Here is a 21,373-nt window from a genome sequence, read left to right as displayed (position 1 = left end):
GACGGCCTGGGCCTCAGTGATTTTGTGCCGGAGACTGCGCGATACCAACATCGCCGAGCTGCCGCCCATTCCTGAACAATGTAACAGCACCGACCCGTGCAACATGGGGAGCCCTTCAAAAGGTCTTCAGGAGGGCATTGCGCTGCTGCGGGGTGAGGGGACGTGTCCGCCGTCCTTCGAGCAGGAGATGGAGTTTGGCGGTTTCCTCGAGTTCCTCGGTCGCGTATTGCGCATCCCGCAAGGTCTTTCCGGCGACCACCGGTCCGTGATTGGCGAGAAGCACGGCATGGCTGTTCTTCGCCTTCTCGGCGACCGCATTCGCAAGCGCGGTATCGCCCGGCGGATAGTAGGGCACCAGCGGAAGGGAGCCGACCCGCATCACATAATAGGCCGTCAGCGGTGGCAGCACATCATCCGGGTCGACGTCTTCCAGAATGCTGACCGCGACCGCGTAGGTGGAATGCAGATGCACGACGGCACCGGAAAGTTTCTGCTGGCAATACATGCACTGGTGCAGGAAGGCTTCCTTGGTCGGCTTGTCGCCGTCGACATGGACGCCCTCGGCGGTAAAGCGCGACAGGCGCGCCGGGTCGAGGTTGCCGAGGGAGGCATTGGTAGGGGTCATCAGCAGGTCGCCATTGGACAGGCGCGCGCTGATGTTGCCCGTCGAGCCGAAGGTTAGTGCCCGATCGAACAGCGACTTGCCCACGGCGGCGATTTCGTCGCGAAGCTTGGTTTCTTCCGAGAGGATGGCGGTCATCGCATCAGTTCCCATGCCTTGAGGAAGAAATCGTCACTGCCGAAATTGCCGGACTTCAAGGCCAGCGCCAATGGCGCCTCGTCACCAAGGCTCAGTGTCCACGGCACGCCCGGATCGATTTCGGGGCCGATAAACAGGGCTTCGACGCCAAGACCATTGACGACCGCGCCCGAGGTTTCGCCGCCGGCCACAAGGAAGCGGCGGTAGCCGTCATTGCGCAGCGCGATCGCCACATCGGCCAGCAGATGTTCGACCACCGCGCCCGCCCGGTCGCGCCCTAGCACATCCTGGGCCTTCTTAACATCCTCGGGGTCGGAACTTGAATAGACAAGCGGGATCGCAGCGGAGCTGTTGGCCTTTACCCAATCGATCACGGCATCCGCCGTGTTCCGGCCATCGGCAATCGCGAGCGGGTCGAGCTTCATTGCAGGCGTACCGGCCGCGATTGCAGTCTCGACCTGTCGGCGCGTCGCGGTCGAACAGGAGCCTGCCAGCATGACGGCGGGGCCAGCCGGTCCAGCAAAGGCTGCCGCTGTCTGTCTGGGTGCCAACTTCCCGGCCCGGCGAAAATTCTCCGGTAGGCCGATGGCAATCCCGGACCCGCCTGTGATCAAGGTCATATCGGCGGCGGCCTTGCCGATAGCGCGCAGGTCGTCGTTGGTGATCGCGTCAACGATGATGACCTTCTCGCCCTTGGATGCGGCCGCCTTGAAGGCGGCTGCGACGGCTTCGTGTCCCTTGCTGACCGCATCGTGGATGACGAGGCCAACTGGTAGTGTTGTCTGCTGCTGCAAAACCCGAACCAGATCGGAATCGGTCATGGGCGTCAGGGGGTGATCCTTCATCGGGCTGTCGGACAGGAGCTGGTCACCGACGAACAGATGGCCGCGATAAACCGTTCGGCCGTTGGTCGGGAAGGCAGGGCAGGCCAGTGTCAGGTTGCCGCCGAGTTCCTCGAGCAACGCTTCCGCCACCGGTCCGATATTGCCTTGCGGCGTGGAATCGAAAGTGGAGCAATATTTGAAGATGATCTGCTCGGCTCCGTGGGCCTTCAGCAGGCGTGCCGCTTCCAGCGACATTGCGATTGCCTCAGCGGCAGGGATTGTCCGCGATTTCAGTGCGATGACGACGGCTTCGGCATCGCCGAAATCGAAATCGTCCGCGGGAACGCCAACAGTCTGCACCGTGCGCATCCCCTCCCGCGATAATGTCAGCGCCAGATCTGTCGCTCCCGTCAGATCATCCGCAACCGCACCTAATAGCATGTTCATTCACTCCGGGTATTCATGGGATTGGCTCAGGCAGTTGCGCCTTCGACGATGTCGTAGCCGGTATCGACCACCAGTTTGTCGAGGGCCCGTTCAGGGCTCTCCAACAGCTTCTCCACCGCTATCTTGCCGATCAGAAAGCGGTTCGAACGGACGGTCGAAAGCGGCAAGGGCAGAACCTGGCCAATATCGAGACCGTTGAAACCGAACAGGGCCAGCCGCTCTCGAACGGCAATGCCCGCGACCAGGCAGTGGAAAAAGCCGCCGACCGCCATGTCGTCATTGGAAAAAACCACGGCATCAAGACCCGGCAGGCGCTCAAGCAGAATTGCGAGCGTGTCGCGCCCGGCCATGGTCGAGCTCGGTCCATCGAAGCACTGTTCCCCTTCCAGGGTCATGCCTGTTTCGGCGAGCGCCTGAACAAGACCGTCATACCGCATGCGCGCGCGCCGGTCGGCGATCCAGTCGTGGCCGACATAGCCGAAACGCCGATAGCCTCGCGCGATCAAATGCCGGCCGACGGCATAGCCCGCCTGGTGATGGGAAAGGCCGACGGCAATATCGATCGGCTCGGCATCGATATCCATGAGTTCGGCCACGCGCACGCGGCTGTTATCCAGCATCCGGCGCGTGGCGTCGGTGTGGTCAAAGCCAGTCGTGATGATCGCCGCCGGTTGCCAGGCAAGCAGTGATGAAAGGATGCTCTGTTCCTTGACCGGGTCGTAGTCCGTGACGCCGATCATCGGCTGGTAGGATGTCGCAGCCAGCGCCGCATAGATACCCTGCAACACCTCGGGATAAACGATGTTCGACAGGGACGGCAGCAGTACGCCGATCAGCAGGGAGCCGGAGGAGGCGAGCGATCCCGCCGCCCGATTCGGCACATAGCCGAGCTTTTCGATGGCCAGAACCACACGGTCGCGGGTCGCATCGGCAATCGGACCCTTGTTGCGGATGACGCGCGAAACCGTGTTTTCGCTGACGCCGGCAAGCCGCGCGACATGGGTGAGCGTCGGCATCTCATATTGCATTGCGGCGCTCCTCCCTGTCTTGCGCGGGCTCTTCGCTCGCCTCGGATTTTTGATATCTCAGCGCTAACATATTTCACTTGAAGAAGGCCAGAGCTGTGATTACAATTTTTGTGTTAGCGCTGAGATAGCGTTTTGGGTTTGCCTTCAGGCAGATCGTCTTCGGCCTGATAATACTGTTAGTGCTTGCTGATCCACAGATTCAAAAGGAACCGCCAATGCCCGGTCAAACTCATATCGCCGTCATTGGCCTCGGTTCCATGGGCCTCGGCATGGCCCGCTCGCTTATCCGTGCCGGTCACAGCGTCGCCGGCTGCGATATCAGCGAACAGGCACGGGAGAGCTTCGAGGCGAGCGGCGGCAAACCTTTCTCCACCCCCGCCGCCGCTGTCGAAGGTGCTGACATCGTCGTCGTCGTGGTGGTGAACGCTGCCCAGACGGAAACCGTGCTTTTCGGTGAGAAAGGTGCTGTCGCCGCCATGAAGCCCGGCGCCGTCATCATTTCCTCTGCGACCGTCGCGCCGGCGGAGGCGAAAGGCTTCGCCGCCCGCGCGGCAGACAAGGGCCTGCTCTATCTCGATGCGCCGATCAGCGGTGGTTCGGTCAAGGCCGAGGCTGGCGAGCTCACGGTCATGGCCTCCGGCCCCGTCGAAACCTTCGCCGCTGCCCGCCCGGCGCTCGATGCCATGGCCGGTACGGTCTATGAACTCGGGGATGCCGTGGGCATCGGCTCCTCCTTCGAGATCGTCAACCAGCTGCTGGCCGGCGTGCATATCGCGGCGGCCTGCGAGGCCATCACCTTTGCCAGGAGCCTGGCCTCGACATCTCGCGGGTCTACGAGGTGATCACCAAATCGGCCGGCAATAGCTGGATGTTCGAAAACCGCGTCCCGCACGTCATTGCGGGGGACTATACGCCGCACAGCGCCGTATCGATCTTCACAAAGGATCTCGGCATCGTTTCGGATATCGGGCGCAAGCTGAAGTTTCCGCTGCCCATCGCCAGCGCCGCCCTGCAGCTTTTCGTGATGACTGAAGCAGCCGGCATGGGGGGTGACGATGACTCGTCGGTCGCCCGCCTGCTGGCGCAGATTACCGGGCTCAAATTGCCGGGTATGGACGAGGAAGACTGATATGCCGCGTTTTGCCGCAAACCTCTCGATGATGTTTACCGAGCATGATTTTCTCGATCGCTTCCAGGCGGCGGCGGACGCCGGTTTCGAGGCGGTAGAGTATCTCTTTCCCTACGATTTCCCCGCGGAGGTGGTTGCTGAAAAACTGACGAATGCCGGCCTCAGTCAGGCACTGTTCAACATGCCCGCTGGCGACTGGTCCAAGGGCGAGCGCGGTCTTGCGGCCTTGCCGGAACGGCGTGACGAGTTTCGCGAGGCGGTCGCCAAAGCGGTGCACTATGCCACGATCATCGGTACGCCGCTGTTGCACATGATGTCCGGGCTTGCCGATCCGCGTGACCCTGCCGCCGCGGCCAGCTACCGCTACGCTCTGTCATTCGCCGCTGAGAAGACTGCGGAAAAGGGTATCGGCCTGGTGATCGAACCGATCAACGGCCGCGATATGCCGGGCTATTTCCTCAACGATTTCAATAGCGCTGTCGCGCTGATCGACGAGTTTGGTCCTCGTAATGTCAAACTGCAGTATGACATTTACCATCGCCAGATCATCCATGGCGATGTCTTGACGAGTCTTGGCCAGATGATGCAGGTCATTGCTCACATCCAGATAGCCTCGGTTCCTCTGCGGCATGAGCCGGGAACGGGTGAGTTGAACGATGCTATGATCTTCGCGGAGATCGACAGGCTCGGTTACGGCGGATATGTCGGCTGTGAATATCGTCCTCTGGGCGATACGGTCGCGGGACTAACCTGGCTGAACAAAACCTAGCCAGGGAACTGTCCGGGGAGGAGGGCATATGTACACAGCTTGGTTCGAGGTATTCGATCCTCGTTTCGAACGCCTGATCCTGTCGAATGTGCACGTCGATACCCTTTTCTCGGGTGGCCGGTGGCTGGAAGGTCCCGTTTATGTTCCGGCATCGCGCCATCTGCTTTTCTCGGACATTCCGAACAATCGCGTAATGCGCTACAACGAGTGCGACGATTCCATCTCGGTTTTCCAGTCGCCCTCGAATTTCTCCAACGGGCACACGCTCGATGCTCAGGGCCGCGTGGTTTCCTGCGAACATCTTATGCGCCGGGTAACACGAACCGAGCATAGCGGCGATATCACGGTGATCGCCGATCGTTTCGATGGCAAGCGGCTGAACTCGCCGAACGACGTCGTCGTCGGCCGGGATGGCGCGATCTGGTTCACCGATCCGACATATGGGATCGCGACGGAATACGAAGGAAGTCGCAGCGAAAGCGAAATCGGCAGCAGCAATGTCTACCGGATCGACGCCGACGGGTCGATCAGTCTTGTGGCCGACGGTTTCGTGCAGCCAAATGGCCTGTGTTTTTCACGCGACGAGCGCGTACTGTATATCGCCGATAGCGGAGCGAGGCCCGGCCAGCTCCTGGCATTCGAAGTCGTCGAGGGCCGGTCGCTGACCAATCGTCGCCTTCTTCGCGAATGTGAAATCGGGATTTACGACGGCTTCCGCGTCGATCGCGACGGAAATATCTGGACCAGCGCCGGCGATGGCGTGCACTGCCTATCGGCGGACGGCACATTGCTCGGCAAGATCAAACTTCCCGAAGCGGTCGCCAATGTCTGTTTTGGTGGCCCGAATTTCAACAGGCTCTATATCTGCGCCACACGGACGCTGTTTGCCGTTTATCTCAACACGACTTCACCCCACGAGAGCGAGGCAGCCTGAAACCGGCCGAAGTGTTTCGATGTGCCAGCCCGTTTATGAAGCCGCGCAGTGGCGCCAGCCGGTCATCACACAGGCTCGTTGAGGCGCACCGGCCCATTTATGGATGACAACCGCAGTTGCGGTGGGTATTGCGCATGGCGTGGATTGAAAGCTTCAAACAGCAGAGACAGACATTGACCAACAAAAAACCGACTGTTCTCATGATCATGGACGGGTGGGGCTGGCGCGAGGAAGTGCACGGCAACGCCGTCTTGCAAGCCAGGACCCCAAATTTCGATGGTTTGTGGTCACGTCATCCACATTCTTTCCTGACGACGCATGGCCCTGCCGTCGGCCTGCCGGAAGGGCAGATGGGCAATTCCGAGGTCGGCCACCTGAACATCGGTGCCGGGCGTATCGTGATGCAGGATCTGCCTCGCATCGACGCCGCAGTAGCGGACGGCACCTTGCGCAAACTCATAGCCGAAACTGGCCTGCCGGAAGTCCTGGCACGGACGGGCGGCTCCTGCCATATCCTTGGGCTTGTTTCCCCGGGCGGCGTTCACTCGCATCAGGGTCATGTCGCGGCACTCGCCCGAGCACTTTCCAGTCTCGGAATACGTTCAGTCATACACGCCTGGACGGACGGACGTGACACGCAGCCGGGACAGGCAGGTGACTTCCTTCGGCAACTCGCCGAGGCTCTTCCCGCAGATGCCTCGATTGCGACCGTCAGCGGCCGATTTTACGCCATGGACCGCGACAATCGCTGGGAACGAATTTCACTCGCATATGCGGCAATCGTCGACGGTGAGGGCGTCGCTGCTTCTTCCCCCCAGCAGGCAGTCGAGATAGCCGCTCAGCGTGGCGAAACGGACGAGTTCATACTGCCGAGTGTCATCGGCGATTATGCCGGCCTTGGCGAAGGGGACGCGATCCTGTGCGCCAATTTTCGGTCCGACCGGGTTCGTGAAACCCTGTCAGCACTTCTCATCCCCGACTCGTGCGGCTTCCAGGGCAAGAACAAGCAGCCCGGTATCGCGATGGCAATCGGCATGGCGTCCTATGGAACTGAACTCAATGCGGTGATGCGCACACTTTTTCTGCCTCAATCGCTCGATGACGGATTGAGCGAGACGATCGCCAAGGCAGGCCGAAGTCAGCTTCATATGGCGGAGACGGAAAAGTATCCGCATGTCACCTATTTCCTCAACGGCGGGCGCGAGACGCCTCATGCCGGTGAGGAGCGCCTGATGGTGCCGTCGCCCAAGGTCGCTACCTACGATCTGCAACCGTCGATGTCCGCGCCGGAACTCACCGAAAAGGTAGTGGCGGCGATAGACGGCGGCGAATACGACTTCATCGTCGTGAACTTCGCCAATCCGGACATGGTTGGGCACACCGGCAGCCTCGAAGCGGCCATAACGGCAGTGGAGACCGTGGACGCCGCTCTGGGTGTGATTTGCCAGAGTGTCGAGCGCGCGGGCGGATTCCTGCTGGCCATCGCTGACCACGGCAATTGCGAAACGATGATCGATCCGGAAAACGGCGCGCCCCACACGGCCCACACGCTCAATCCGGTCCCCGTCATTCTGTTCGGCCGGAGCGACGTGTCGCGTTTGAACGAAGGCATCCTTGCCGACGTCGCGCCGACCATTCTCGCACTGATGGGAATAGAACAGCCCGAGAAGATGACTGGCGGGCCGCTTTTCCCGGTTGCCACTGAGACGCGGTGATCGGTCTCTAAACCGTTGCGGTCGCCGGCTCGGCTTGCGGCAGCAGGGCGGATCGGTGCGCGGCCTTGGCGTATTTCTGGGCGATCATGGCGCAGGCCATGAGCTGTATCTGATGGAAGAGCATCAGCGGCAGAACGATCGCGCCTACGCCCTGGCCGGCAAAGATGACATTCGCCATCGGCACGCCACTGGCCAGGCTCTTTTTCGAGCCACAGAAGGTGATCGTGATCTGGTCCGCCTTGTTGAAGCCGAGGAGCCTGCTGCCATAGGTCGTGCACAGAAGCACTAGGCCGAGCAGCACCATGTCGGCGACAACGACCACGGCGATGTCTCGCAGCGAGAACATGTGCCACAGCCCCTCGACCACTGCCGTGCTGAAGGCGAGATAGACGACCATCAGGATAGAGCCACGATCCACTGGCATCAGCAGCTTCTTTTTTGAGCGTATCCAGTTGCCGATCTTCGGTTCCAGAATCTGACCGAGCACAAAGGGCAGGAGCAGTTGCACCAGGATCTGGCTCACCGCATCCCATGAGAACCCGCCATGTCCGCCGAAGGAGAAGAGCAGGCCGACAAGTAGCGGTGTCAGGAACATGCCGAAGATGTTGGAAGCCGATGCAGAGCAGATAGCTGCCGGGACATTGCCGCCGGCCATCGAAGTAAATGCGATCGAGGATTGCACCGTCGATGGCAGAACGCAGAGAAACAGAATGCCAAAGTAAAGCGGCTGCGGCAGGATCGAGGAGGGCAGATAGCCGAGCGCCAGGCCCAGCAAAGGAAACAGGCCGAAGGTCGTCAGGAGAATGACGAGATGCAGGCGCCAATGCAGCAGGCCGGCAACAACCACATCCCGCGAGAGCCTGGCGCCATGAAGGAAGAAAAGAAGCGCTATGGCCAGGTTGGTCGCGATCGAAAACCATGCTGCGAACTGGCCGCTTGCCGGTGCAACCGAGGCGAGCCCGACGGTGCACAGGAGCAGGATCAGAAAAGTATCCGGCAGAAAGCGGCGCATGACATGTCCTCAAAGGCTGCGATGGGCGTCTTTTCGCCTATCGCAAAATGGGATACAAGGAATAACAGTTATCGCAAATTGGGATATCCATGCTCGACCTTGCCCAACTTCGCAGCTTCGTCACCGTCCAGCAGATGGGAAGCTTCACCTTCGCGGCAGAGAGGCTGGGGCTCGGGCAATCCACCGTCAGCCAGCACATCCGCAAGCTGGAGACGGCGATCGGCAGGCAACTGCTGGCGCGGGATACGCACAAGGTGGTGCTGACGCCCGACGGCGAAGCCCTGCTCGGTCACGCCAGGACCATGCTGTCGATAGAGGGGCAGGTGCAGGCGCTCTTTACGGCGCAGAAGCTGCGCGGCACCTTGAGGCTCGGCGTGTCGGAAGACTTCGTGACTAGCCGCCTGCCGGCGGTGCTGGAGGACTTCGTCCAGTCTCACTCTTCCGTTGATCTTGAACTCACCGTCGCGCTCAGCGGTGCGCTCTACCAGATGCAGGACAATGGCGAACTCGACCTTGTGCTGGCAAAGCGCCGGCTCGGCGACACCCGCGGCCGGCTCGTCTATCGGGAGCCGCTTGTCTGGCTTGCCCGCGACCCGGGCCGTGTCCTGTCGCTTGCGACCTTGCCGCTGATCGCCTTCCCCGCACCGAGCGTCACGCGGAGCATCTCGCTGGAGGTGCTGGAGCGGCACCGCATGCCATGGCGTATCGTGTGCACATGCGGAAGCCTCAGCGGGCTGACGGCCGCAGCCCGCGCCGGCATGGGGGTTCTGGTGCAGCCGCAGAGCATGTCTCCCTTGGGCCTGAAGGAGATATCTTTTGAGCATCTGCCACAGCTGGAAGATGTGGAGTTCGTCCTCATTCCGAGCAAGGGTGCCGATCGGGCCCTCGTCTCGGCTCTTTCAGAAGATATTCTGATCAAGGTGAGAGGCCTGCGTTAAGCCGTTGCGCGATAATGGGTGGCCTTCGCCCAGACGGGCGTCTTCGCAAAATCGGGCATGAATCTCTGCCGGCTCGATCAAACCGAAACCTGTGCCAGGAAATTTATCTAACATTTGTTAGAATAATATGGCTTATGATGAGCCGCAGTGTCCGTATCGTGGAGGGGCCGTTGTGGGCGAGTTTTCTGAACAGGTTTGCTTAGTCACAGGTGGCGGCCGCGGCATCGGCCTGGAAGTCGTGAAAATGTTCCTGGCCGAGGGCGCGATCGTTCATTCTTTGGATATTTCGCATTCCGATGTAATTCGAAAGGCCGGTCTCTTGCGGCACGATTGCGATATTACCGACCTTCAGGCGGTCGAGGATGTTGTCGGAACGTTTGGCGGGAAAGTCGACGTTCTGATCAATAATGCCGCTGCCGTGACGCGCGCTGCGCCCATCACTGAACTCGGCCTGGATGAGTGGAACAGAACCTTGTCCGTGAACCTCACCGGGGCATTCTGCGTCACGCGTTCCGTGCTGCCTTTGATGGGATACGGGGGCAGGATCGTCAATCTTTCGTCGACCTTCGCGCATGTCGGGTCGCCGGGCCGTGTCGCTTATTCGACGACAAAGGGCGCGATGCTCGCCTTTACGCGAAGCTTGGCGCTCGATGTTGCAGAACAGGGTATAAGGGTGAACTCGGTCTCACCGGGAGGGATTGCCACTGACCGGCTGCTCGAATTGTTTGGTTCGGAAGAGGCGGCCCAGGACTATCTGCTTCCTCTCCACCCGATAGGGCGAATGGGAAAGCCCGCCGATATAGCTGACGCGATCTGGTTTCTTTGCTCGAAGCGGTCGAGCTTCATGACCGGTGCCGACATGCTTGTCGATGGGGGCTACACTGCGCGCTAGGGAGTGTTGATATTCAAATCATGACGGCCTGCAAATGACACTTTTCTGCGCTTCCGGTGCTCATGGACCAAATGTCCACTCCGCTCCGGTTCTCGAAAACCACCATTTTCGACTCGTCCTGATCTGAATCTCAACACTCCTAACCGGCGACGCGGCATAAAACTTGTGCTTGTCTTATTTTCGAACATTCGTTAGATTTTGTCGAGATCGAAAACGATCTGCCGGGAGGAATGCCATGCCGAAATACAATCTGATCGCGCTCACCAACCCGCTTCCGGGACGGGAAGATGAATTCAATGATTGGTACACCAATGTTCATCTCGGCGACGTTCTGAAGCTGCCGGGAGTGAATGCGGCTCAGCGTTTTGCACTTTCAGATGTCCAGCATCGGCCGGGTCCGTTCGAGTGGAAATACATGGCCGTCTATGAGATCGAGATAGACGATCTGTCGAAGACGCTGGCCGCGCTCAAGCAGGCGAGTGGCACGGAGGCGATGCCGCTCTCACCTGCGCTTTCGCCGGAACGGATGGTGTGGATCTACGAGCCGGTCACAGAGCGGGTTGAGGGTTCTTCGGCGGTCGAGGTGCTTTGACATGGCCGGGTTCGTCAAGGGCGCGCTGGCGGGTTTGAAAGTCGTCGACCTGACGCAGATGCTGGCTGGGCCCTACTGCACCATGCTGCTGGCGGACCAGGGCGCCGATGTGATCAAGATCGAGCCGATCGATGGCGATCCGACGCGCCAGTTCGGTCCGTTTCGCGCAGACGATGAAGCGCACCATTTCGGCGCTTACTTCCAGAGCACGAACCGCAACAAAAAGAGCGTCGCACTCGACCTGAAGTCTGAAGAAGGCAAGGCGTTGTTTCGCCGGCTGGCAGCCGACGCGGACATTGTCGTGGAGAATTTTCGCGCCGGCGTCATGGATCGGCTGGGTATCGGCTACGAGAGCCTCGCCGCGGAAAATCCTCGGCTCGTCTATGCCGCGATCCGCGGCTTCGGCGATCCGCGCACCGGCGCCAGCCCCTATACGGACCGTCCGGCCTTTGACGTCGTTGCGCAGGCGATGGGCGGCGCAATGGGCATAACGGGTCCGGACTCGGCGACGCCGATGAAGATCGGTCCCGGCGTCGGCGATATCTTCCCGGCGACCCTTGCGGCCTTTGGCATCATGGCGGCGGTCCACCATGCGCGCCAGAGCGGGCAGGGGCAGTTCGTCGATGTCGCGATGTATGATGGCGTACTCGCCATGTGCGAGCGCATTGTCTATCAATACTCCTACACCGGAAAATCGCCGGTTCCCGAAGGCAATCAGCATCCCATTTTGTGCCCGTTCGGGACCTTTCCTGCAAAGGATGGGCAGGTGACGGTGGGCTGTCCGAGAGATTCGTTCTGGCGCGAACTGGTCGCCATTATCGGCCGGCCCGAACTCGCAACAGACCCGCGTTTCCTGACCAACAATGACCGCCTGGCCCATTCCACCGAGACCGTCGCCATTGTCGAAGAGTGGACGCGCAACCACACCAAAGCCGAAATTTCGACAGCGCTCGACGGAAAGGTGCCGTTTGGTCCGGTCAACACTGCAGCCGACATCTATGCCGATCCGCACGTCCTGGCACGCGGGATGCTGGCGGAAGTCGAGCATCCCGGCTCGGCCACGCCGGTAACCATCGCCTCCACCCCGATCCGCATGACCGCGACGCCGGGCGGGGTTGCGCGTCGCGCCCCGCTGACTGGTGAGGACACGGACGCAATGCTGTCCGGACTGGGGTTGGGCAGTGCCGAGATCGCCGATCTCAGAGCGCGAAAGGTGGTGGCCTGACAGCCTCGTACGATCCTTCAGCGGATCGGCGAGAAGCTCGTCGGCTTCAGGATCATCGTCTCCATTTTCTGGATGAAGGGCGTCGTCTTCGGCCCGAAGGCGATCCAGGCGGGGTCAGCGTAAAGCTGTGCCCGAAGTTCGTCGCGCTCGGCCATGCTCTTGTAGCCCCACATGGTAACGACCTGGTTGAGCGTGCCGATGTCGGAGACGAAGTATCCGATCATCGGCAGATATTTCGTGTGCAGCGCCAGCCCTTCGGCCTCGTACAAGGCCAGGAACTCCTGAACCTTGCCCGGATGAAACGTATAGGTGCGCTTCTCGATGATCACGGTTGAACCTCCCTGTTCGTGTCGATCCATGCTTAAACCAATGGCATTTTATTTTCAAACATATGTTAGAAAATGATCTGGCTTTTGGCATTTCCTGTTATATGTTCGGCGCTCAGGCGCAGGCCGGGAGGAGAAAGAGTATGATTGAACGGACATTGTTCTCGTCCGAACATGAGATGTTTCGCGAGCAGGTTCGCCGCTTCATGGAGCGCGAACTGGCGCCGCACCACGAAGAGTGGGAAGAAAACGGCGAAGTGCCGCGCTGGGCCTGGAAGAAGGCCGGCGAGCAAGGTTTTCTCTGTGCGGCGATCCCGGAAGAATGGGGCGGGGTGGGCGCAGACCGCCGATACTCCATCATCCTGATGGAAGAGCAGGCGCGGCTGAACCTCACGGGGCTTGGGTTTGCCCTGCATTCCGACATCGTCGCCCCCTATTTCGATCACTATGGAACGCCCGAGCAGAAGCTGCGCTGGTTGCCGAAAATGGCGAGCGGCGACTACATCGCCGGCATTGCGATGACAGAACCCGGGGGTGGTTCCGATCTTCAAGCCATCCGCACCAGCGCGGTCAGGGATGGCGACGACTATGTCATTACCGGTCAAAAGACCTTCATCACCAACGGCCAGACCGCGGATATTTTCCTGGTTGCCTGCAAGACGGATCGTACGGAAGGCGCCAAGGGCATCAGCCTGATCGTCGTCGAGGCAGATCGTCCGGGGTTTCAGCGTGGCCGTCGGCTGAAGAAGCTGGGCACCAAGGCGCAGGACACGTCCGAGCTGTTCTTCAACGAGGTGCGCGTTCCCGTTTCCAATCTGATAGGCGAGGAAGGCAAGGGCTTCGGCTACATGATGCGCGAGCTGGCATGGGAGCGCATGCATGTCGGCATCCAGGCTGTTTCCTGCTGCGAGGCCGCACTCGACTGGACGATAGACTATACGAGGAACCGCAAGGCCTTCGGTAAGGCGGTCATCGACTTCCAGAATTCGCGCTTCAAGCTTGCGGAGATGAAGACCGAAGTGCAGGTCGGCCGCATCTTCCTCGATCGTTGTCTCGAACTGGTGCTGGAAGGCAAGCTCGACACGACCACCGCAGCCATGGTCAAGCTATGGACCAGCGAGATGCAGGGGAAGGTGCTGGACGCCTGCCTGCAACTTCACGGCGGCTACGGCTTCATGTGGGAATATCCGATCACGCGCGCCTTCGCCGACGCGCGCGTGCAGCGGATTTACGCAGGTACCAACGAGATCATGAAGGAACTCATCGGGCGGACGCTGTAGCGGCCGAAGTGAGTTCGCCCTTCCGCTTCTCGGCGAACGCCCGCCAGCCGATCGGCTGGCGCCCGGTCACGGTCTGGACCGTATCGTAGACGGCGCCGGAGATCGGCATCCTGCCGGCCTCGATTGCCGTCACGCCCTCGGAGAGGCTGGCTGCATAAGTTTGCTCCATGCCTTGCTTCAATGTGATCGGCAGCAGGTCGGAGGCGGGGCGAGGCCTGTAGGCGACCGGCGTTTCCGTAATTTCGGAAAGCACTTCGGCGATCTCGCCGAAGCTCAGGGCCTCGACCGCAAGCGGGTAGGTCGCGCCTGCATGGCGTTCGGGATGCAAGAGCGCCTCGACGGCGACTGCGGCCATGTCGTCGGACGAGATCCACGATACTTTCCGGTCACCGACAAAATGCACGACGCGGTCGGGGCGTTGGCGGAACCCTGCCCAGACTGTGTCGATGAAGAAATTCGGGCGCAGGTGGGTGTAGGAAAATCCCATCGCTTCGATCACGCGCTCGACCATCTGGTGCCAGGCGAAGTGCGCGTGAGGCGTATCTTCTTCCGCGAGTGCTCCAAGATGCACGATATGGCGCACACCTTCGGCTTTCGCCGCATCCAGAAGACGCTTGGAATGAACCAGCATGTCGACCGAATAGCCGGTAGCCAGAAATAGCGCATCGACGCCCTTCAGAGCCGGACGCAGCGTGTCGGGTGAATCATAATCGAAATGCACGGGCATCAGCCCGCGCTTGCGCAGGCGCTCTGCGCTGTCTTCGCTTCTGGCTGCCCCCAGCGGCTGGATCTCTTTTAAACCGGATGCGCCGGCAAGCAGGTCGATCACGGCTCCACCCACAGTGCCGGTCGCACCGGTGACCAATATCCGTCTCGTCATGTCTTCCTCCCCGAAGCGTGGCCTGTGCGTGCTTGACCGCAGTAAAATTCTAACAGATGTTCGTTTTTAGTGGAGGAACGCAACTTATGTCCAGCGGTAAAGCAGGCTCGGCAATGCCGGGACCGGTCGAATACGCCTTGCTCGCAGGCGTCAGCCTGACCTGGGGCACCTCCTATATGTTCACGAAGATTGCTGTCGGGACGTTGCAGCCGTTCACGCTCATCGCCTGTCGCTGTTTCGTTGCCGCGATCGCTCTCCTTTTGATCGTGGCCTTCAGGCGTTCATTCAAACGCCTCGCATGGCGAGACCTGGCTGCCTTTGCTCTGGTGGGGCTGATGTCGAACGCGGCGCCGCTTTCGCTGATCGCGATATCGGTGTCGCATGTGAATTCCTCGGTTACCGCCACAACCTTGGCCCTCGTTCCTTTGATTACGGCGATGCTCGCCGTCTTTGGCGGTGACCGTCCCAAGCCGCGCAACATAGCCGGGATTCTGGTCGGCCTGGTGGGGATCGTCCTTTTGTTCGGCCCCGACGCGCTTCTCCATGCGAGCGAAAGTGCGCGCGGCGCAATTGCCGCTGTCGGCGCAGCGCTGGTGTTTTCTTCCGCTCTGTTTGTCATGGCGATCGTCCGTCACCACCACCCGCTGACGGTCACGGTTGGATCGCTGACGGCAGCGGCGCTCTGGATGATTCCCACCGCACTGATCGTCGATGGAATACCGCCGGCCTGGCCTTCGATCGGGGTGACAGGAGCGGTGCTGGTGCTCGGCCTGCTCAACACCGCGCTATCCAGCCTCATGCTGTTTGCGTTGGTGCCGCGCGCCGGGGCGACCTTCACTTCCTATAACAACTATCTCGTGCCGGTCATCGCGGTGCTGTGCGGAACCGTCTTCCTCGGCGAACCCATGACCGCACAATCGGCCCTCGGCGTCATCGTGGTGCTGGCTGGCGTTGCCATCTCCACGATCAGGCGTTTGGCCCGTCCGGAACGGCTTTTGCATCCGTGACGAGGAAAACCGGACAATGACAATTTCGCGGCTTGCGACGCTTTCGAACAAGTGTTAGGTTTTTGACGAGGATGAAATCCGGCCCTGCCGGATGAGACAATGACAAGCCGTCAACGGCTTCATCGGAAGGCGACCCGCAGCCGTTCCGATGGATAAGGGAGGAGCGGAAATGCGTCGTCTTGAAGGAAAGCTGGCCGTCGTTACCGGCGCTGCAAACGGCATCGGTCGCGCGTCAGCACTGCGTTTCGCATCGGAAGGCGCCAATCTCGCGATCCTCGACCTTGAGGCCGATGGCCTTGAAACGGTCGCGGAGGAAGCCAGGAAAGGCGGCGCAGAAGTCATGACGATTGCCGGCGACTGCACCAGCGAAACCGTGATCGTCGATGCGTTCAAGAAGATTTACGACCGCTTCGGTTTTGTCGACGTCCTGATGAACAATGTCGGGCAGAGCGCGCGTGAGCGTGCCTCCGAGTTCTACAAGTCGAGCCCTGAAGTGTGGCGCTTCGTCATCGACGTGACGCTCATGTCCACGCTGATTGCCTCGCGCCAGGTCGTTCCTGTGATGCGCGAGGCCGGCAAGGGCAAGATCGTCAACGTCGCCTCCAATGCCGGCCTGGCAGGCGAGATCGGCATCAGCGAATATGCGGCCGCCAAGATGGGCGTGATCGGTTTCACCCGGTCGCTTGCGCGTGAGCTTGCGCCGTTCAAGGTGAACGTCAACGCGGTTTGTCCCGGCGTCACCAAGACCCGCGTCATCGACCGTATTTCCGAAGAAATTCTGAAGAAAATTCGCGACTCGATCCCCCTCGGCTTCTTTGCCGAACCGGAAGACATCGCCGCCGCCGCCGCTTTCCTGGCAAGCGATGACGCCCGCTACATGACCGGACAGTCGGTCGTGGTCGACGGCGGCCGATGGATGGTTTGAGGGCGGTAATGCTGCTTTCGCCTGCGAAAAAACCGAACAAAAGTTAGAATTCAACATATCTAAGAGGTGGTGAGCCTATGGCTGGAATGCTCGAGAACAAGGTGGCGCTGATCACCGGTGCAGGCAGGGGCATCGGGCGCGAAATGGCGCTGATGATGGCGGCACACGGTGCAAAGATCGTCGTCAACGATCCCGGCGTTTCGCTTCAGGGCAATGATGAGACCGATGTTCCCGCGCGTGAGGTCGTACGCGACATCAAGGCTTCCGGTGGTGAGGCCGTCGCCGATTTCGGCTCGGTCTCCGAGGTCGAAGATGCGCGCGCCATGGTGAACCGTGCCGTCGAAACCTTCGGCAAGATCGACATCGTCGTCAACAATGCCGGCATCCTGCGCGATGTGATCTTCCATAAGATGACGGACGAGGACTGGGATTCGGTCATCAAGGTCCATCTGTATGGCAGCTTCAATGTCAGCCGTGCGGCTGCCGAACATTTCCGCAAGCAGGAGTCGGGCTGCTTCGTCCACATGACCTCGACTTCCGGTCTTGTCGGCAATCCGGGGCAGGCGAATTACTCGGCAGCCAAGATGGGCATCATCGGGCTTTCCAAGTCGATCGCGCTGGATATGGCCCGCTTCAACGTGCGATCCAACTGCATTTCGCCCTTTGCGTGGAGCCGGATGGTCGGCTCGATACCCAACACGCCCGACCAGGAGGAACGTCTGAACGGCCTGCGTATGCTGACGCCGGACAAGATCGCCCCGGTGGCGGTGTTCCTGGGTAGCGATGCGGCCAGAGAGGTCAACGGCCAGATTTTTGCCGTGCGCGGCAATGAGATATTCCTGATGAGCCAGCCTCGCCCGTTGCGCTCCGTTCATCGCTCCGAAGGGTGGACGCCTGAAACGCTTCGCGACCATATGCTTCCGACATTGAAGCCGTCCTTCATATCGCTCGATATGTCGCGCGACGTGTTTTCCTGGACACCGGTCTGACGATGTCCGAATACCGCCGTTACGACGAAATCGCTGTCGGCGATGTCTTTCCGGAAACGCCGCTGAGCTTCAAGGTGAGCGAAAAGGTCGTGAACGGCTTTCTCGCGGCAACGAGCAACGAGGATGCGCTGTATCACGGGGGAGAAATACGGCGCGCGCCGTCGATGATCGCTTCCGTCTATCTGATCGATCTTCTGATGGCGCGCCGCAGTCCTCCCGGCGGCATTCACGCCAAGCAGGCGATCCGTTTTCACCGGGCAATCGCTATTGGCGAGACGCTGGTGATGCAGGGGCGCGTGGTCGAGAAATATACGCGCAAGGAACGTCCTTACATGGTCGCCGACTTCGAGGCGCGGGGCAGCGACGGTACCCTCGTCACGAGCGGCCGTATAACCTCCATCTGGGGGAAGGACCAATGAGCGCCAGCCTTGCGACCCGACAATTTTCAGCACCTGGCGAAGCGTCGCCGGTGTTGGTGCGGCACGTGACGCAGGGGATGATCAATGCCTATGCGGAAGCGTCGGGAGATTTCAATCCCATCCATGTCGATCCGGAATTTGCGGCTGCCGGCCCATTCGGCCGGACGATCGCCCATGGTCTGATGACGCTCGCTTTCGTCTCGCAGATGCTGAACGAGTGGACGGCAGGCGCGTTCGACGAAACCGGCGAGATCGACGTTGCTTTCGTCGGCCCGGTCTATACAGGCGACACCGTCGAAGTGTCCGGGACCGTGGAAGATATCGTCGAACGAGACGGCAGGCAGTGCGCGCGGATCAAGCTTCAATGCAGCGCGGGCGTGCGGCAGATTCTCGCCGGGCACGCAATTCAGCCGATAGAGTAAGTGGAGAAGAACAGTCATGGCGCGTGAAGCGGTGATCGTGGGGGTCGGCGACGTCCCGCTCAAGGACGGAAAAGTGGTCGGCGGCGGGTCTGTCCTGCAGGTGCAGGCGCGGGCGGCAAAGGCGGCTCTCGACAATGCCGGCATCCCCATGCGCGATGTCGACGGGTTGCTGGTTGCGGGGCTTTGGGGTGTACCGGGACCGGGCCAGCTGCCATCCGTCACGCTCGGTGAATATCTCGGCATATTCCCGCGCTTTGCAGACACCACCAACATCGGCGGGTCGGCGTTCGAGGCTCATGTCGCGCATGCCGCAATGGCCATCGAAAAGGGCTATTGCGACGTAGCACTCATCGTCTACGGCTCGACGCAGAAAAGCGAACGTAGCCGAACGCTGGGCGGCCGTCCGCCTGTCCTGACCATGCAGTTCGAGAATGTCTGGGGCATCCCGCAGCCAGTCGGCGGCTATGCGATGGCCGCGCGCCGCCACATGCATGAATTCGGCACCACGGAAGAACAATTGGCCGAGATCGCGGTTGCGACGCGGAAATGGGCCAGCCTCAATCCGGATGCGACCATGCGCGATCCGATCAGCATCGATGACGTCATGGCATCGACCAGGATTTCCGATCCGCTGAAGCTCCTCGACTGCTGTCTGGTGACCGATGGCGCCGGCGCCATCGTCATGACGACGGCGGAGAACGCAAAGGCCCATGGCAGCAGGCCGATCCACATCCGCGGTTATGGCGAGGCGCATACGCATTGGTCCATCGGGGCCATGCCGGATCTCGCGCGGCTGACCGCTGCCGAAATGGCGAGCAAGCGCGCCTTTGATATGGCCGGCGTCAGCCACGACGCGATTGACCTGGTCGAGTGCTACGACAGCTTCACCATCACGGTTCTGATGACGCTGGAAGCGCTCGGCTTCTGCAAGCCGGGAGAGGGCGGCGCATTCGTCTCGGGCCAGCGGACAGCACCCGGAGGGGCGTTCCCGCTCAACACCAATGGCGGCGGCCTATCTTATTGCCATCCGGGCATGTACGGCATCTTCCTGCTGGTCGAGGCGGTGCGGCAGCTGCGCGGCGAGGCGGGGGACAGGCAGGTCGATAATGTCCAGACCGCACTCGTTCACGGCACGGGAGGCACGCTGTCGTCCGGCGCCACCGTTATCCTGGCGAACAACTGAGGGGGATGCGTCATGAGCGATACCGCAACATATGAAAAGCCGCAGCCCGTCATCGATCCCGGCACCAAGCCGTTCTGGGATGCGGCGCGCGCGCATCGGCTGTCGATGCCGAAATGCCGGGCTTGCGGCCAGCATCATTTCTATCCGCGCGAGCTATGCCCGCATTGCCATTCGGACGATCTCGAATGGACCGATGTCAGCGGCAAAGGAGAAGTCTATTCGTACACCATCGCGCGCAAGCCTGCTGGCCCGGTGTTTGCCGCCGACGTTCCTTATGTGATCGCCATGATCGCCCTTGATGAGGGGCCGCGCATGCTGACCAATATCGTCACCAAGGATGTCGAGCAGGTGCGGATCGGTGACCGCGTGACCGTCCGCTTCGATGACGTCACGCCGGAGCTGACCTTGCCAAAATTCACGCTCGACAAGGACTGACATGAACACCACTCATGTTCCCGAGGATATTCTTCAGATCGGCGAAAGCCTCGTACGCTTCGTCGAGCAGGATGTCGTTCCCATCGAAAACGCCAACCGTGCGCTGCTTTCCAGCGACCGGACGATTTATGATGAAGCCGGCCGTTTCACGCCTGAGGTGGAGGCGCTGAAGCGCAAGGTGCGCATGCTTTCGGCCGAACAGGGCTTTTACACGATGTTCGGCCCGGAAGAGATCGGCGGCGGCGGGCTCGGTCCGGTGGCGTCGGTCTATCTCAACGGCGTTCTTTCGGCGCATTGTGGTCCAGCTCGCCCGTTGATCCATCCGGTGGTGATCCCGTCGCCTTTCACCAATGGCCTGTCGCCGGTGCTGACCAATCTCGTTGAGCCGTTGCGCGAAAAATACCTGCCGCAACTGGCAAGCGGCGACAAGACACTTTGCTTCGGCCTCAGCGAGCCGGATGCGGGGTCGGACGTTTTCGCGATGAAGACGCGGGCCGTCCGCGACGGCGACGAATGGGTGATCACCGGCTCGAAGCAGTGGATCACCAACGGACCTTATGCCGACTATGCGATGATCTTTGCAGTCACCGATCCGGAACTCGCCGCTGCCCGCAAAGGTGGGATCACTGGGTTTTTCGTCGATACGTCGTGGGCTGGATTCTCGGTCGTCTCGACCATCCCGATCATGGGACAGCTGGGCGCGGAGATCGGCATCCTGGCCTTCGACGGCATGCGTGTACCGGACAGCCATCGCCTCGGCGATGTCGATCAGGGCCTGAAAGTGGCGCTGCGCGGCGTCAACAATGGTCGGCTGGGGCTCTCGGCGACATGCATCGGCCTTGCCCGCTGGGCGCTGGTTCAGTCGGTCGAATACGCCAAGGTTCGCAAGACCTTTGGCCAGCCGATCGGCGAGCACCAGGCGGTGCAGATCCTTTTGGCCGACAGTGCCGCCGATCTTTACGCCGCCGAGACCATGCTGATGGATTGCGCCATCAAGCTCGAACGCGGCCAGCGCGCCCTTGCCGAGACCTCGATGGTAAAGCTGCACTGCACCGAAGCGGCAAACCGTGTTTTCGACCGCTGCATGCAGGTGCATGGCGGCATGGGTCTGACCAATGAGCTCAGGCTGGAAGCAGGCTACAGATTTGCGCGTTCGATGCGCATTCCCGACGGCACCAGCGAAATCCAGCGTCGCACCATCGCGCGCGATCTGCTGAGCGCGGGCGTGAATTTCTGAGGAAC

General features: G+C 60.7%; 22 protein-coding genes and 1 pseudogene. 17 read left to right on the top strand and 6 right to left on the bottom strand.

Annotated elements, in window-relative coordinates:
- Positions 1-115: 115 nt before the first annotated feature.
- Genes otnC through G6N74_RS11660 form a run of 3 tightly spaced genes read right to left on the bottom strand, consistent with a single transcriptional unit; the run spans position 116 to position 3,059 of the window.
- Positions 116-760 (bottom strand): 3-oxo-tetronate 4-phosphate decarboxylase, encoded by a 645-nt coding sequence (gene otnC / locus G6N74_RS11670; RefSeq protein WP_165117424.1) that lies wholly within the window; start codon positions 758-760, stop codon positions 116-118.
- Positions 757-2,031: a 3-oxo-tetronate kinase gene (otnK, locus tag G6N74_RS11665; RefSeq protein ID WP_165117422.1), complete on the bottom strand. Its 1,275-nt coding sequence runs from the start codon at positions 2,029-2,031 to the stop codon at positions 757-759. Before otnK ends, otnC begins: the two co-directional genes overlap by 4 nt.
- A gap of 26 nt (positions 2,032-2,057) precedes the next feature.
- The gene (locus tag G6N74_RS11660; RefSeq protein WP_165117420.1) at positions 2,058-3,059 is read right to left on the bottom strand and encodes a LacI family DNA-binding transcriptional regulator; all 1,002 of its coding nucleotides are present in this window, start codon (positions 3,057-3,059) and stop codon (positions 2,058-2,060) included.
- Positions 3,060-3,274: 215 nt separating this feature from the next.
- Here G6N74_RS11660 and ltnD point away from each other — a divergent pair.
- The 4 genes and pseudogenes from ltnD to gpmI all read left to right on the top strand — a co-directional run bounded on the left by ltnD (position 3,275) and on the right by gpmI (position 7,606).
- Positions 3,275-4,188 (top strand): annotated as a pseudogene (gene ltnD, locus G6N74_RS11655) (L-threonate dehydrogenase).
- Between the two features lies 1 nt (position 4,189).
- Entirely contained in the window at positions 4,190-4,957 is a 768-nt protein-coding gene (gene otnI, locus G6N74_RS11650) for a 2-oxo-tetronate isomerase (protein WP_165117418.1), read from the top strand.
- Between the two features lie 28 nt (positions 4,958-4,985).
- Positions 4,986-5,891 carry an SMP-30/gluconolactonase/LRE family protein gene (locus tag G6N74_RS11645; RefSeq protein WP_165117416.1) on the top strand — a complete coding sequence of 302 codons (906 nt, stop codon included), beginning with the start codon at positions 4,986-4,988 and terminating at the stop codon, positions 5,889-5,891.
- Positions 5,892-6,064: 173 nt separating this feature from the next.
- On the top strand, positions 6,065-7,606 hold the full coding sequence (gpmI, locus tag G6N74_RS11640) for a 2,3-bisphosphoglycerate-independent phosphoglycerate mutase (protein ID WP_165117414.1): 1,542 nt from the start codon (positions 6,065-6,067) through the stop codon (positions 7,604-7,606).
- Between the two features lie 7 nt (positions 7,607-7,613).
- Here gpmI and G6N74_RS11635 read toward each other — a convergent pair whose 3' ends face one another.
- Positions 7,614-8,618 (bottom strand): bile acid:sodium symporter family protein, encoded by a 1,005-nt coding sequence (locus tag G6N74_RS11635; RefSeq protein ID WP_165117412.1) that lies wholly within the window; start codon positions 8,616-8,618, stop codon positions 7,614-7,616.
- An 89-nt stretch (positions 8,619-8,707) separates the two neighbouring features.
- Between G6N74_RS11635 and G6N74_RS11630 the strand changes: the two genes are divergently transcribed.
- The 4 genes from G6N74_RS11630 (at position 8,708) to G6N74_RS11615 (ending at position 12,265) form a co-directional block, all read left to right on the top strand.
- Positions 8,708-9,556 (top strand): LysR family transcriptional regulator, encoded by an 849-nt coding sequence (locus G6N74_RS11630; RefSeq protein ID WP_165117410.1) that lies wholly within the window; start codon positions 8,708-8,710, stop codon positions 9,554-9,556.
- A gap of 127 nt (positions 9,557-9,683) precedes the next feature.
- On the top strand, positions 9,684-10,448 hold the full coding sequence (locus G6N74_RS11625) for an SDR family NAD(P)-dependent oxidoreductase (protein WP_165117408.1): 765 nt from the start codon (positions 9,684-9,686) through the stop codon (positions 10,446-10,448).
- A 235-nt stretch (positions 10,449-10,683) separates the two neighbouring features.
- The gene (locus G6N74_RS11620; RefSeq protein ID WP_165117406.1) at positions 10,684-11,040 is read left to right on the top strand and encodes a DUF4286 family protein; all 357 of its coding nucleotides are present in this window, start codon (positions 10,684-10,686) and stop codon (positions 11,038-11,040) included.
- A gap of 1 nt (position 11,041) precedes the next feature.
- A complete protein-coding gene (locus tag G6N74_RS11615; RefSeq protein ID WP_165117404.1) occupies positions 11,042-12,265 on the top strand; it encodes a CaiB/BaiF CoA transferase family protein in 1,224 nt (407 codons plus the stop codon).
- Positions 12,266-12,282: 17 nt separating this feature from the next.
- On the opposite strand, the gene G6N74_RS11610 is transcribed toward G6N74_RS11615, so the two are convergent.
- Positions 12,283-12,594 (bottom strand): NIPSNAP family protein, encoded by a 312-nt coding sequence (locus tag G6N74_RS11610; RefSeq protein WP_205826637.1) that lies wholly within the window; start codon positions 12,592-12,594, stop codon positions 12,283-12,285.
- 140 nt (positions 12,595-12,734) lie between these two features.
- On the opposite strand from G6N74_RS11610, the gene G6N74_RS11605 reads away from it, so the two are divergent.
- The gene (locus G6N74_RS11605; protein WP_165117400.1) at positions 12,735-13,871 is read left to right on the top strand and encodes an acyl-CoA dehydrogenase family protein; all 1,137 of its coding nucleotides are present in this window, start codon (positions 12,735-12,737) and stop codon (positions 13,869-13,871) included.
- Here G6N74_RS11605 and G6N74_RS11600 read toward each other — a convergent pair.
- Entirely contained in the window at positions 13,852-14,751 is a 900-nt protein-coding gene (locus G6N74_RS11600; protein ID WP_165117398.1) for an NmrA family NAD(P)-binding protein, read from the bottom strand. The genes G6N74_RS11605 and G6N74_RS11600 overlap by 20 nt on opposite strands.
- A gap of 86 nt (positions 14,752-14,837) precedes the next feature.
- Here G6N74_RS11600 and G6N74_RS11595 point away from each other — a divergent pair, with 86 nt between their 5' ends.
- From G6N74_RS11595 to G6N74_RS11560, 8 genes are all read left to right on the top strand, one after another.
- Positions 14,838-15,758 (top strand): DMT family transporter, encoded by a 921-nt coding sequence (locus G6N74_RS11595; RefSeq protein ID WP_165117396.1) that lies wholly within the window; start codon positions 14,838-14,840, stop codon positions 15,756-15,758.
- A 169-nt stretch (positions 15,759-15,927) separates the two neighbouring features.
- Entirely contained in the window at positions 15,928-16,683 is a 756-nt protein-coding gene (locus G6N74_RS11590; protein WP_165117394.1) for an SDR family NAD(P)-dependent oxidoreductase, read from the top strand.
- Positions 16,684-16,760: 77 nt separating this feature from the next.
- Entirely contained in the window at positions 16,761-17,672 is a 912-nt protein-coding gene (locus G6N74_RS11585; RefSeq protein ID WP_165117392.1) for an SDR family NAD(P)-dependent oxidoreductase, read from the top strand.
- 2 nt (positions 17,673-17,674) lie between these two features.
- Positions 17,675-18,091, top strand: coding sequence for a hypothetical protein (locus G6N74_RS11580; RefSeq protein ID WP_165117390.1), 417 nt, complete (start codon positions 17,675-17,677; stop codon positions 18,089-18,091).
- A complete protein-coding gene (locus G6N74_RS11575; protein ID WP_165117388.1) occupies positions 18,088-18,513 on the top strand; it encodes a MaoC family dehydratase in 426 nt (141 codons plus the stop codon). Before G6N74_RS11580 ends, G6N74_RS11575 begins: the two co-directional genes overlap by 4 nt.
- 16 nt (positions 18,514-18,529) lie before the next feature.
- Complete coding sequence (locus G6N74_RS11570) at positions 18,530-19,696, top strand: acetyl-CoA acetyltransferase (RefSeq protein ID WP_165117386.1); 1,167 nt, start codon at positions 18,530-18,532, stop codon at positions 19,694-19,696.
- 12 nt (positions 19,697-19,708) lie between these two features.
- Complete coding sequence (locus G6N74_RS11565; RefSeq protein WP_165117384.1) at positions 19,709-20,131, top strand: Zn-ribbon domain-containing OB-fold protein; 423 nt, start codon at positions 19,709-19,711, stop codon at positions 20,129-20,131.
- 1 nt (position 20,132) lies between these two features.
- Positions 20,133-21,368 carry an acyl-CoA dehydrogenase family protein gene (locus tag G6N74_RS11560; protein ID WP_165117382.1) on the top strand — a complete coding sequence of 412 codons (1,236 nt, stop codon included), beginning with the start codon at positions 20,133-20,135 and terminating at the stop codon, positions 21,366-21,368.
- The last annotated feature ends 5 nt before the right edge of the window (positions 21,369-21,373 follow it).

Source organism: Mesorhizobium zhangyense (assembly GCF_011045115.1).
Lineage (GTDB): Bacteria > Pseudomonadota > Alphaproteobacteria > Rhizobiales > Rhizobiaceae > Mesorhizobium_M > Mesorhizobium_M zhangyense.
This window is presented reverse-complemented; position numbering and strand designations above follow the sequence as displayed.